The following is a 12,123-nucleotide window of genomic DNA, read 5'->3' on the forward strand; positions in this document are numbered from 1 at the left end:
CGAATAGAAAAAGGGGAATCTAAATGAATTTGAACTTCCGGCGCAGAGCGATGGTGCTTTCCTGCAGCTTTCTAGCATTTGGTTTCTCTCAGGCGGCAATGGCTGCTGATGATGCTGGCTCCGTTTTTGAAGATGACACCATCACGGTCACCGCGACGCGTGCACCTGTAGCAATTGAAGATGCGCCAGCGACCGTGACCGTCATTGATCAAGAACGGATCGCGGATGAATTGGCAACAGATGTCCGTGACATCATTCGCTTTGAACCGGGCATTACAGTGCGCCGTGCGCCGGCACGCTTTGGCGCCGCGCTTGGAACCACGGGCCGCGCCGGGAACGAAGACTTCAACATTCGCGGCATCGGCGGCAACCGCGTGCTCATTCAAGTCGATGGCATCAGGTCGCCGCAGGGATTTAGTTTTGGTGCACAGAATGTCGGGCGTGGCAACGCAACTGATGTTGGTTTGATCAAGTCGGTGGAAATATTGCGCGGTCCCGCGTCGGCACTTTATGGCAGCGACGGCCTGTCCGGAGTGGTTAGTTTTACTACATCTGATCCGGTCGATCTTATCAACGAGGGAAATAGCTTCGGCGGCTTTGCACGAGCACTTTATAGTTCCGCAGATCAGGAGTTTTCCGAAACCATTGCTTTGGCGGGCCAAACCGGAAATTTCTCCGCTATGTTGGCTTATTCGCGCCGTGATTTCGAAGAGCTGGATAACAAAGGCACAGTTGGTGGCGAAGGGGTAAACAGATCAACACCAAATCCACAAGATGGAGCGTCGAACGCCTTTTTGGGCAAGCTCGTTTGGGAGAATGACAATCATAAGGTCCGATTGACGGGCGAATATCTCGAGCGGGAGGTCTTCTCCGACATTCTTTCTGGGCGCGGTCCGGTTTTTCTATCCTTTGGCCCTCCTTCCAATCCTGCGATCCCGCCGACGCCCAGCTGGATTGTTGATAGCCTGACCGCAAATGATGAGACCGAACGAGCCCGCGCGTCGATCGATTATACTTATGATGCAGGCGAAGAAAGCGGTGGGATTATCGACTATGCCCATCTTGCTGCCTATTGGCAGGATGGCAAAGACAGTCAATTTGCGGATGAAGACCGCTCGCCAACCGGCGCAACGCCGCGCCCGGACCGGGAAAGATTAAATACCTTCAACAATACGGTGTATGGCGCGGTTGCCGACTTTCGTTCCACGTTCAATACCGGGGCGGTTAAGCACACGTTGACCTTTGGCGGCGACGTTAGCAAGACAGAGCAAGATGGCCTGCGTGACGGCGTTGAACCGCCCTTTGGAGAAGTTTTTCCTTCCCGGGCTTTTCCATCTACCGATTTTACCTTAGGCGGACTTTATCTCGGCGACGCGATAGAATTTGGCGAGGGAATAGTCACTTTATATCCTGCCGTCCGCTTTGATTTCTATGACCTTAACCCCACCCGCAACGATCCCTTGCTACCGACATTCACGCCCAGCGGTCAAAATGGCTCAAAATTCTCGCCAAAAATGGGCGCTGTTGTCAAATTGGGTGATGTGCGCCTGTTCGGAAATTACGCACAGGGATTCCGCGCACCAACGCCGAGCCAGGTCAATAATTTCTTCGAAAATCTCGCCTTTGGCTACACGTCAGCGCCCAATCCTGACCTCACACCGGAAACGAGTGCCAGCTTTGAAGCCGGCATAAGATATGTGGCCGATGGTATAAGTCTTGGGCTGATCGGCTTCTACGCGGACTATGATGATTTCATCAGTCAGGAACAAGTCGGTGGATCATTCCGGCCCGGCGATCCGGCGGTTTTTCAGTTCGTCAACATCGTCGACGTTAAGGTAAAAGGGTTTGAAGCCCAAGCCAGTTACGAGGCCGATAATGGCTTTCGCGCTCGTTTTGCCATTGCTTTTGCAGATGGTGAGACTGGCCGGCCGGGCGAGCCAGACCAATCTCTTTCGACCATCGATCCGCTCAATGCGATTTTGGGCGTTGGCTATCGCGATCCCGACGGCGGCTTCGGCGGCGAGCTTATCGTGAGCTATAATGCACGCAAAGAAGCGAATGAGACTATTGGCGTCTGTGCCGACGCCTGTTTCCGACCGCAAGAATCTGCTATGATTGATGCCACGGCATTTTACCGGGTTACCGACAACGTCAAGATCCGTGCCGGTATATTCAATATCACTGACAAGAAATATTCCTTGTGGAGTGATGTCAGAGGCTTGCGAGAAAACGCGCCGCTCAACGTCGCCGGTTTACCGACACAGCCTCCGTTCGATGCCTTTACACAGCCTGGCCGGAACGCCAGCGTGTCGATCAGTTTGTCATTCTAGATTTTGGGAGAAACTTTATGTCTATAAAATATACCACAAAGCTAGGTACCGCCTTATTTTCACTAGCCCTTATCACATCGCCAGCACTGGCCCATCCTCCGATTCCAGATCGCCCTGCTGATGTCGAAAAGACCGCCTTTGAAGCCGACCGGGCTGACATATTGGCGATGGCAGGGAATTTTAAAGTTCGCTTTGATATGCAGGAATCAACCCCGTGGGTTTCCGATTACACGCCGCGTGATCGTAAAATTTCAGGCGGCCATGAAGTCGTGAAAATAGTCGAAGACACCGGAACAAAAATAGTGCTCCAGCATCTATTGGTCGTCGACACTGGCGACAGTGATTTTATCGTCAAACATTGGCGTCAAGACTGGGAGTATGAGCCCGAAAAAATCCTTGCTTATTCCGACAGGAATAGTTGGGAATATCAACCGATATCCGAGAAACGCCGCAATGGCCGCTGGTCGCAAACCGTCTATCAAGTGGATGATAGTCCCCGCTATGCCGGTCTGGGTGAATGGGAAACCCAAGGCGGTGTCCGGCGCTGGCGCTCCAACTGGACATGGCGGCCACTTGCCAGGCGCGACGCAGTGAGGGATCCGGTTTACGACCGCTATTATGCCATCAATCGTCACAGCCCGATGCCGAATGGCTGGATCCATTTTCAAGACAATACGAAAATGGGAATGGTCGACGGCAAGTTGGTGCCCATTGTGCAGGAATATGTTCTCAACACTTATACGAAATTTGATGGCTATAATGTGCAGGCAGCTGAAGATTATTGGACAAAGACCCAAGGCTATTGGGCCGAAGTCCGTAAGTCGTGGGAAACAGCCTTTGCGTCAAACAACGGCGTCGTGGTTGAAGAGGAAGCGCAAACGGGAACTGTGATTAGTGCAGACATATTGGAAATGGGCACCAAGATAGCAAATGGTGAAATGGATGCTGGTGCAGCTAAAAAAACAGCGCGGGAGCTAATAGCAAACGCAACGAAGCCGAATGCTGTTGAGTCGGCTCAGAACGCGATAACGAACAGTCCGTACTGAACCTTACAAAATAGGATTCCTGACTATTTGCGATAATCAAGCGGTGGATCGCGGTCGCCAAGGAGGGATTTATACTTATAATCCGGGCCGCGGGCCTTATCGAATTCCGCTTTGGCTTCGGCGCGCAGTTCGGGGTTGGTGTAAAGCTCGATGGCGGCAAGGGTTAGCATTTTGGCAGCTGCCTGAGTGCCTTTGAAGCCAATGGACATGCCGCTGGCGGCTGAGGACTGCCAGCTATGGGCCGACGTACCCGGAACCCATGTTGCGGTGCGCAGGCCGACCGTTGGTGTGGCGTAAGAAACATCTCCGACGTCAGTTGAGCCATAGCCAAGGGAGACATCATAGGGCTGGATTTCTGACTCGCTACCAAGTGCCAGTTTTGGACCGTCGAAGCTGGCATATATGCGTTCGGCGAATTTTTGCTCTTCCGGCGTGTATGTAATTCCGCCGACCTGACGCAGCTTGGTATCCATCATCTTGGCGAGCGGTTCATTGACCAGCAGTGGATTGTTGCCGTGAATGACTTCCCAGTCGACTTTGGTTCCCGTGCCAAGTGCCGCGCCGCGCGCTGCATCCTCGACCCGCTTCCATATCGCATCGACGCCATCGGGATCGGGATGGCGGACATAATAAAAGACTTCGGCGAAATCGGGCACGACGTTAGGAGCCGTGCCGCCTTCCGTAATGACATAATGAATACGCGAGTCCTGCGGGACATGTTCGCGCATCATGTTGACCATCAGGTTGAAAGACTCCACGCCGTCCAGCGCCGACCGCGCTTTATCTGGCGCGCCAGCAGCATGGGCTGACACGCCGCGGAAGCGGAACTTGGCTGAGCGATTGGCCAGCGTTGTCCGCGCAGCGGCCGAATTTTCATCATCGGCATGCCAATGCAAGGCGAAATCTACATCATCAAACAGGCCCGCGCGGACCATATAGACTTTGCCGCTGCCGCCCTCTTCAGCAGGCGTGCCATAGAGCCGGACGCGGCCTGGAGTTCCGGTTTCCCGCAGCCATTTTTTGACAGCAATGGCCGCTTCCACTGATCCCGCGGCGAACAGATTGTGACCGCACGCGTGGGATGCGTTCTTGCCCGTTATAGGCGAGCGGGTAGCGACAGAATCCTGATTGATACCGGGTAAAGCGTCATATTCGGCCAATATTGCGATAATTGGTCCATCCTTGCCATATTCGGCAACGAAGGCTGTCGGAATTTCGGCGACGCCAGCGGTTATCTTGAACCCTTGCGCGCGCAGATTTTGTTGTAAGAGTTCACTGGCCTTTTCCTCTTGATAGCCAACCTCTGCCCATTCCCAGATTTGCCGTGCGACGCTGGCAGTTTCATCATAGCGTGCTTCAATTTGTCCCAAGATTTCGGCCTCCTGCGCATCTTGCGCATAGGCAGTAGCGGGTAGCGTTGCAAAAGCGAGCAGGATACCGAAGCGTTTCATAAATTTCCCCGTGGCAATGATGATTTAGCATGGGATGGCATAACAAAGGGGTATCGCGCAACAATATTACGGGAACCAAAAGTTTGCGAAAAGTGCAAGTCAATTGCAAAAATGCAACTCGCGGGTGCAACATTTCACATTGCAACTTACCTTCATGTAAGCATAGTGGCTAAACAACCTCCCCGAACCCAACTGGAGACTAACATGACCAAATTTGCTTCGATAATCCTTGCTGCCACTGCCTTGTCCCTGACCGCTCCTGCTGCATTTGCAGCGGATGTGCAGCGTAATGACCGCCTCTATGATGCCAGCGGCTCAAGTGTTGCCAAGGTGAACCGTGTTACGGATAACGGCGACGTGTTGGTTATCTACAAAGGCAAAGTGCGCCGCGTGCAGGCAGAGACTTTGTCCAACACAGACGGCAAGTTGATGACGACATTGACCAAGAAAGAATTGCGCCGCCTCAAATAAGCGAGACGGAAATTTCTCGCCTTTGGCGACGATAGGAGCCGGTGCACCCCCTCATGCGCCGGCTTTTATAGTTGGGCTTCAGCCTTGGCGAGATCATCCGGGGTGTTGATATTCATGAATGCTTCTTCATCCGGCCAGCTAATCAACTGAGCATCGCATTGCCGTGCCAGCCAATGCAATGAAGGCGATTGCTCACCGACTTCATGGGTTCCCCTTACGCTGTTGACAATATCACAACGCCAATAGCCGAACACCGGATGCAAGCGTTCCGGTCCCTGTGCAACGGAACAGCCAGATACGGCACTAAGTCGTGCGATCAAATTATCGGGCGCGAACGGCGCGTCCACTGGTATCGTTACAAAGCCGATGGCCTCCGGACAAAGTATCGGCAGATGAGCCGCTATAGTGTAAATCGCGCCAACTGGCCCGCCCGGCGCGTCTGGGTCATCAGTGATAATGTCAAAACCGGTATCAAAGTCGCTGGCTGCGGATAGCCATATTTGACCGACTGACGACTGATATCGCGCAATGGCCCGATCAATCATCCGCTTGCCGTCAAGCGAGATCACAGCTTTGTCTTTGCCCATCCGGCGGGATTGGCCGCCGGCCAATATGACGAGGCAGGTTGCAGGATTATCATTCATTTACGTTGACTCCGGCGCAGACAGCGCTGAACTCAATTTGCCTTTAGCCGCCCGCCCTGTCCAGTAATTCCCCGATCGTTCAGGAAAACACTGGAAACAGCACGGCCTGCAACGCCAGCAGGATCGGTACGATCGAACTGCCCAATCGGGTCAAAAATCGCGTTGCGTAGTTCTGTTGATCGATTCCCATACCGACACGATTGGCGAAAAAGAACGAACCAACGGCTAAGATTGATGGTTAACGCCTGGTTACGTTTCCGCCAGCGACCTGAAAATGAAGCGCGTTTTCGGGGATATCATCAAACAATCCAGGTTCAGTCCCGGTAAGCCAGACTTGCCCACCTTTATCCTCTAGCTGGTTGAACAGGGCCGCGCGGCGCCCGGGGTCCAGATGAGCGGCCACTTCATCCAGCAAGAGCATGGGCCTGGTTCCACGCTGTTCAGCAATCAGATCAGCATGGGCCAATATGATTGAAAATAGCAGCGCCTTTTGCTCGCCTGTGGAGCATTTTTCCGCTGCCTGAGCTTTGGCTCCGTGAAATACGGTCAGGTCAGCCCGATGCGGTCCCGTCAAAGTCCGACCAGCGCCCCGATCCGCCTGACGGCTCGCTTTGAGTGCCTCCAGCAAAGCCATCTCACTGCGCAACTGTTTATCATCAAGATGAAGCCTGGCCGCCGCAAACAAACCATCATCGGTGACCGTCAGCGCGCTGTTAAGCGCTTCGGTAATGCGAAAGCGGGCCTCGGCGACAGCGCTCCCGAAACCAGCCAATTGCCCGTCGAGAGCATCAAGCCATTCGCTGTCCGGCATATATTCATCGGCCAGCAGTCGGTTGCGTTCCCGCCTTGCGGCATCATAACGCGTGCAGTTTCTGGCATGTTCCGGTTCAAGAGCCGTTACTAACCGATCAAGGAAATTGCGACGCCCCGATGCACCTTCCATAAACAAGCGGTCCATCGCCGGGGTCAGCCATAATATCGACAGCCATTGCGCCAGATCATTAGTCGGCACAGCCGCGCCGTTGACCCGTGTCTTGCGCCGTTCGGGATATTCCGCGCTGGTCCCGGTCCCCAATTGAACGTCGCCGAGCTCGGCCGCTACCGCGAAATCGCCGCTGCTTTGTTCATAGGCCATATCCTTGATCAGCGCGCGTCTTAACCCGCGACCGGGCGATAAAAGCGACACGGCTTCCAATATATTGGTCTTTCCCGCGCCATTGTCGCCGCTGAGCACGATGAAGCCCGGTGCAGTTTCCAGACGCAGTTGCGGATAGTTCCGAAAATTTTGGAGTGTGAGCCGAGAGATCGTCATGACAGGCAGCCATCTCTAGCCTTGCAGTGATATGATGAGAAGGAAATTCGCAATTCAAGGCACTGCCGTTCATTCTCCGTTCGTTAAATACTAAAAGTTGGTGTAATTTACCATTTTACGGTTTTACACAATTTCACATGCGCGGGAATAGTTGCTTAAACTATTGAAAAACAAAGATATCATAAAACTGGCACGGCCTATGCAGAGTATGAGTTATCTTCGCTAACATAACTGCGAAGCCCAGTTTTAAATGAAAAGGAAATCAAAATGTTCACCAATGTATCAAATAATATCGCCGCCGCTTTCGCTGCCATCGTCTCAGCCAGTGTTCTAATTGGTGCCAGCGTTGGACCAGCAATCAACAATGCCGGCTCTTTGGTAATCTAATTTTTCTCCCATTCCTCGAAAGGAAATATCATGACCTACGAACTAAAAAATAAATTCCTTGCTGGCTTCGCCGCTCTTTTCTCCGCCGCAATTTTCGTCAGCGCCAGTGTCGCTCCAGCGATCAATAACGCCGGTTCAATGGTGATCTGATGGCAGATAAAAACAAACCCACCAGTTGGCCCGAACCCATTTCATCAAATAAAAGGAAAAACAGCCCAGTGAAAAACAAACTGAAACTCGACAAAGCCAATGGCAAGCTAATGGGCGTATGTTCCGGTCTTGCAAATTGGAGCGGTATGGATGCCAATCTTCTACGGATCATTTTCGTACTCGCAACAATCTTCGGCTTCGGTTCTGCGATTATCATTTACCTCGCCATCGGCCTGATTGTAGACTAATCGCGAAATCATATCTCACGTGAATGATATAACATACAGAAAACATTGAATAATAATCATAGACCGCTCTGATAAATCTGTGTATTTAATGGCAAGCAGCTATTGAGTAATTTATCGGAGCGTAGATGTCCGGCCACCATCATCATCACGGGCATATCTCTCACAGCCATCATGATCGCCACGGCCCGCACGGCCATATGCCAACAAATTTCAGCCGTGCCTTTGCTGTCGGCATAGCCCTCAACACTATCTACATCATCGTCGAGGTCACCTATGGCCTCCTTTCCGGCTCGATGGCGCTGCTTGCTGATGCCGGGCACAATCTGTCTGATGTCTTGGGATTGGCCGTCGCCTGGGCCGGTGCGGAACTCGCCAAGAAACCTCCCAGCAAGCAATTTACCTATGGTCTTGGCGGGTCGTCTATCTTGGCGGCATTGCTTAATGGCTTGTTTCTGCTGGTTGCCTGCGGGGCGATTGCCTGGGAAGCGATAGAGCGGTTTAATGCGCCTCAGGCAGTTGCGTCGCAAACGGTCATTATTGTCGCGTCGATCGGTATTGTCATAAATTTCGGAACCGCGATGCTGTTCATGCGCGGCCAGAAGGAAGATATAAACATCCGCGGCGCATTTTTGCATATGATGGCCGATGCTGCTGTGTCGGCCGGCGTTGTCATTGGCGGTATTGCGATATTCTATACCGGCCAGAACTGGATCGATCCGCTGATCAGCCTGTTCATTGTGGCACTCATCTTCTGGAGCACCTGGGGTTTGTTGACAGAGGCCGTCCGGATGTCATTGGCCGGTGTGCCGCGGGGCATTGATGCGGAAGAAGTGCTCGACGCGCTTTCCGAGCTGCCTGGGGTACAGACGGTTCATGATCTCCATATCTGGCCAATGAGCACTAGCGAAAATGCGTTGACGGCGCATCTGGTCATTCCCGGCGGTCATCCCGGCAAAAGATTCCTTGCCGATGTTGAAGCCGCCATGAAAAAGCGTTTCGCTATTCATCATATTACCATTCAGATTGAGCTGGAGGATGAAGAATCGGATATGTGCCAGACGGATTGCGGTTCCTAGATGGACCGACTTTTGTGGTAATGTGTTGGGGATGAATAAAGGTTAAGTTTACAATGTGTACAAGGTTCTATTGGGGCACTTTCTATCACATGATCTTCCCAAAGTTCACACAGTTCACAGGACGTGAAATGCGCTTGCTGCTGATTGATATATTCCAAAGTTCACACAAATCACACCGAAGCTAGATTCAGGTTTTGCGCATCGATCCGATGTCAAAGTTCACACAAATCACACCGGCTGGCCCGATGCTTCGAAGCGAATTGATGATGAATACTCAGGATGAGAAAGAACGTCAGCCTACTATCATGGCAAGAGGTATGTAGGAAAGCGTAACCGCCTGCCTGCACTGGCTTACGGCGATTGTCGCAACTTGGGTGCCGTTCGTCCGATAAACCTCTCCCGTTCAGCAACCAGACTGCGATCATCGGGTTTATTCCGATGGTTGGGGGCAGGCAATCTCAGGAGTTTGGTCATGCGACTATTTGCAAAAAAACTTTCTATTCTTTCCGTAACCGCTGTGTCGGCATTATCTCTGTCGGCCTGTGCCGGAAACTATGCCGGCGAAGGCGCTGCCGCCGGTGCAGCTACTGGCGCGATTATCGGTGCGGTAACCGGTGATACAGATGATGCCCTGAAAGGTGCAGCCATTGGTGCAGCGGCCGGAGCCGCAGCGGGCTATTTCATTGACAAAGATGATCGCTGTGATGGCTATAATGATGACGGCGAGCTGGATGATGATTGTCGCGGTGAACCCGGCTACCCTGACTGAAGGCCTGATTTGACCTCCGGCTACAGAACTGTCTGACGGTCATCTTGCTGCCGCAGAACAGTCATACTGCCATGGCGATATCGGGATCATCGCGCGTCCAGTCCAGCCGGGTTGCCGGGTCAATCACATCCAATCCGTCCTCGGCATAGACCGCATAAAGCGCCTGGGCGATCCGATAATCCTCAATATAGTCGATATCAACGCCAGCCAGTTTGGACAGCGGCTGAAGGACCGGATTGTCACCGACGAAATATTCGCGCGCCAAAATCTGTTGGCGGGGTGCCATATAAATGCTGTTGGTGACTTTGTACCAATCCGGCAGGTCTTGAGAGATCGTGTGATTGCGGGTCGCCTCATAGTTTAGCGCGCCATCGCGCGACCAGAAATATTCCTTCATCAGGTTGACACCCAGCAAGGAATCATCGTCACCGCAAATCACACTGTCATGATAGGCGCGAAACGCATCGCAATATTCCTGCGGGGCCATGAGCGGGCAAACAACCGTGGACCAGGCAATATGAGCATGCGGGATGTCCCGGACGATACCGGTAATGACATCGCGAAACGGCGCGATATGGTCGATTGCCAAATGCCGCGCGCGGCGATGGCGGGACACGCCGAAACGGTCCGCTAAGTCCAGAAACGCCTCGTCCTCGCTGGACAGATAAATGCGCTGCGGGTCGATGACTTTAGTTAGCTGCGCAAGTTTCCATTCGATCAATGTCTCCTGGTCCCCAAACGGGAGCAGGCATTTTTCTGCAATGCGGGAACTGCCGCGGCGGACCGGAACTATTACAGCGAGATCATACATAAAAAGCCTTTCTGGTGGGAGCTATCACGCCACATGTGCCAAGGGTTGCGCGCGAAATCGCGCAGCGGCGGGATGCCAGCGTTCGGGATCAACCGGCTGGGTCATGCGTGATATAATATCGTCGGCATTTAGGGCCGGATCGGCCGGGTCGAAAACGCAATTGCTGAGATGAAAGGCGAACCAGCGGCGCACTGATACAGGGTCAGGCAGCTTGCAATTTCCAGCTGCAATATCTGTGAGAAATTCGGATAAATTGTCGTAGGCCTGAAGCCATGTACCGCTGGCAAAATCCGACAGGCGCAGCAGCGGCGTGCCAAAGGCAGCGCATGCCGACCAACTCTTGGAATTGCCAACGATCATGCCGTCACAATATTGGCTGAGCGCCAGGGTTATCGGGCCTGTTTCCTGCGTCGTTTTAAGCATCACCACCCGGTCTTTTTGCTCTGATATGACGGCCTTGACGGCTCTGTTGTCGCCATAGAGCTCGTTTAACGGATGATTGGTGACAGCGAGAATAGTATCGTCATTCAGCGCGGCTGCCAAAGCCTCAATCATCGCAGCGTTGCTGTCATAGCGATGATGCTGGCCGAAGAAATTTTCTTCATGCTCATATTCGAGTGGCAGGGCAATAACTGTCTTGTCGTCCGGCAAGTTGGTCGCGGCCAGAAATGCGTTGCGGCTGGGCAATTGCGTATGTGACAGCATTTGCGCCCATAATGATCCGGCGAGCTGATCTAGAATAGCAGTATCTTCGGGAGATAACGTTGGGATCAGGCCGTGATCGAACAGCGATGGTGCCAGAGTGATCCAGTTGTTGCCCGTTTGAAAAGGCGGCGCCGCACCCTCCATCATATAGCGAATAGTGCCAGGGAACCGAGCGGGCGTGATGATATCCGCGCTGCGGCACAGGACAAAATCGGGATCAATATCGCGAACCAGCTCCAACAGATCATCTTCGGCGCTGGCATCTGTGCGCAATCGCGGGTGATCGGGGCCGTCCAGCACATACCAGCGGACATGATCGAGATCCGCAATCAGGTCGAGTTGCTCTTCACCAAGCCCGGTATTACACCACAAGGGCGGTACCAGCACGTGCACCTCTTCGGTTCGGGCGATTGTTCGGATAAGATGGACCGCGATATTGGCGAACCACCATGGCGTGATCACGGGCAAATAGAATAATATTCGCCTACGCTGATCCGCCATGCTCTTATCCCTGAATTATGCTGTCGCTCGCGCGAAGTATAAACAGTTATGGTTAACGAACTGCTAAGCCAGCGTTGGCCTCGGTTGTACGTGTTTGACTGTGGTATCGAATGAAAACTGGCGCATATAGGCTGGGCCATATCGATGGATAGCGCGCAGTTTTGCAGCCATATTTTGGATAGAGTTTCGCTAGCGCCGCAGGGCAAGCTCGGCTAACGGGCT

11 protein-coding genes are annotated in these 12,123 nt (G+C 53.0%); 6 read left to right on the top strand and 5 right to left on the bottom strand.

Annotated features, from left to right (window positions below; genetic code table 11):
• Positions 1–23: 23 nt before the first annotated feature.
• Positions 24–2,330 (top strand): TonB-dependent hemoglobin/transferrin/lactoferrin family receptor, encoded by a 2,307-nt coding sequence (locus J4G78_RS14505; RefSeq protein WP_207987227.1) that lies wholly within the window; start codon positions 24–26, stop codon positions 2,328–2,330.
• Between the two features lie 17 nt (positions 2,331–2,347).
• Complete coding sequence (locus J4G78_RS14510; protein WP_207987228.1) at positions 2,348–3,376, top strand: DUF6607 family protein; 1,029 nt, start codon at positions 2,348–2,350, stop codon at positions 3,374–3,376.
• A 23-nt stretch (positions 3,377–3,399) separates the two neighbouring features.
• On the opposite strand, the gene J4G78_RS14515 is transcribed toward J4G78_RS14510, so the two are convergent.
• The gene (locus J4G78_RS14515; RefSeq protein WP_207987229.1) at positions 3,400–4,827 is read right to left on the bottom strand and encodes an amidohydrolase; all 1,428 of its coding nucleotides are present in this window, start codon (positions 4,825–4,827) and stop codon (positions 3,400–3,402) included.
• A 204-nt stretch (positions 4,828–5,031) separates the two neighbouring features.
• Between J4G78_RS14515 and J4G78_RS14520 the strand changes: the two genes are divergently transcribed.
• Positions 5,032–5,298, top strand: coding sequence for a hypothetical protein (locus J4G78_RS14520; RefSeq protein ID WP_207987230.1), 267 nt, complete (start codon positions 5,032–5,034; stop codon positions 5,296–5,298).
• A 65-nt stretch (positions 5,299–5,363) separates the two neighbouring features.
• On the opposite strand, the gene mobA is transcribed toward J4G78_RS14520, so the two are convergent.
• Together mobA and recF are read right to left on the bottom strand one after the other, a co-directional pair.
• Complete coding sequence (mobA, locus tag J4G78_RS14525) at positions 5,364–5,942, bottom strand: molybdenum cofactor guanylyltransferase (RefSeq protein WP_207987231.1); 579 nt, start codon at positions 5,940–5,942, stop codon at positions 5,364–5,366.
• Positions 5,943–6,180: 238 nt separating this feature from the next.
• Positions 6,181–7,254 (bottom strand): DNA replication/repair protein RecF, encoded by a 1,074-nt coding sequence (gene recF / locus J4G78_RS14530; protein ID WP_207987232.1) that lies wholly within the window; start codon positions 7,252–7,254, stop codon positions 6,181–6,183.
• Between the two features lie 605 nt (positions 7,255–7,859).
• Between recF and J4G78_RS14535 the strand changes: the two genes are divergently transcribed.
• The 3 genes from J4G78_RS14535 to J4G78_RS14545 all read left to right on the top strand — a co-directional run bounded on the left by J4G78_RS14535 (position 7,860) and on the right by J4G78_RS14545 (position 9,884).
• A complete protein-coding gene (locus J4G78_RS14535) occupies positions 7,860–8,039 on the top strand; it encodes a PspC domain-containing protein (RefSeq protein WP_089132939.1) in 180 nt (59 codons plus the stop codon).
• Positions 8,040–8,164: 125 nt separating this feature from the next.
• Positions 8,165–9,115 (top strand): cation diffusion facilitator family transporter, encoded by a 951-nt coding sequence (locus J4G78_RS14540; RefSeq protein ID WP_207987234.1) that lies wholly within the window; start codon positions 8,165–8,167, stop codon positions 9,113–9,115.
• 472 nt (positions 9,116–9,587) lie between these two features.
• Positions 9,588–9,884, top strand: a complete 297-nt coding sequence (locus J4G78_RS14545) for a YMGG-like glycine zipper-containing protein (RefSeq protein ID WP_207987235.1) — start codon at positions 9,588–9,590, stop codon at positions 9,882–9,884.
• Positions 9,885–9,945: 61 nt separating this feature from the next.
• Here the strand turns inward: J4G78_RS14545 and J4G78_RS14550 are convergent, their stop codons facing one another.
• Positions 9,946–10,695, bottom strand: a complete 750-nt coding sequence (locus J4G78_RS14550) for an acylneuraminate cytidylyltransferase family protein (protein WP_207987236.1) — start codon at positions 10,693–10,695, stop codon at positions 9,946–9,948.
• Between the two features lie 24 nt (positions 10,696–10,719).
• Positions 10,720–11,901 (bottom strand): hypothetical protein, encoded by a 1,182-nt coding sequence (locus J4G78_RS14555; RefSeq protein WP_207987237.1) that lies wholly within the window; start codon positions 11,899–11,901, stop codon positions 10,720–10,722.
• Between the last annotated feature and the right edge of the window lie 222 nt (positions 11,902–12,123).

Source organism: Parasphingorhabdus cellanae (assembly GCF_017498565.1).
GTDB lineage: Bacteria > Pseudomonadota > Alphaproteobacteria > Sphingomonadales > Sphingomonadaceae > Parasphingorhabdus > Parasphingorhabdus cellanae.

Excerpts from the sequence above, each read along its gene's own strand:
- recF (WP_207987232.1), bottom strand. The coding sequence starts at position 7,254 with ATGACGATCTCTCGGCTCACACTCCAAAATTTTCGGAACTATCCGCAA.
- J4G78_RS14540 (WP_207987234.1), top strand. The coding sequence starts at position 8,165 with ATGTCCGGCCACCATCATCATCACGGGCATATCTCTCACAGCCATCAT.
- J4G78_RS14520 (WP_207987230.1), top strand. The coding sequence starts at position 5,032 with ATGACCAAATTTGCTTCGATAATCCTTGCTGCCACTGCCTTGTCCCTG.
- mobA (WP_207987231.1), bottom strand. The coding sequence starts at position 5,942 with ATGAATGATAATCCTGCAACCTGCCTCGTCATATTGGCCGGCGGCCAA.
- J4G78_RS14505 (WP_207987227.1), top strand. The coding sequence starts at position 24 with ATGAATTTGAACTTCCGGCGCAGAGCGATGGTGCTTTCCTGCAGCTTT.
- J4G78_RS14515 (WP_207987229.1), bottom strand. The coding sequence starts at position 4,827 with ATGAAACGCTTCGGTATCCTGCTCGCTTTTGCAACGCTACCCGCTACT.
- J4G78_RS14550 (WP_207987236.1), bottom strand. The coding sequence starts at position 10,695 with ATGTATGATCTCGCTGTAATAGTTCCGGTCCGCCGCGGCAGTTCCCGC.
- J4G78_RS14555 (WP_207987237.1), bottom strand. The coding sequence starts at position 11,901 with ATGGCGGATCAGCGTAGGCGAATATTATTCTATTTGCCCGTGATCACG.
- J4G78_RS14510 (WP_207987228.1), top strand. The coding sequence starts at position 2,348 with ATGTCTATAAAATATACCACAAAGCTAGGTACCGCCTTATTTTCACTA.
- J4G78_RS14545 (WP_207987235.1), top strand. The coding sequence starts at position 9,588 with ATGCGACTATTTGCAAAAAAACTTTCTATTCTTTCCGTAACCGCTGTG.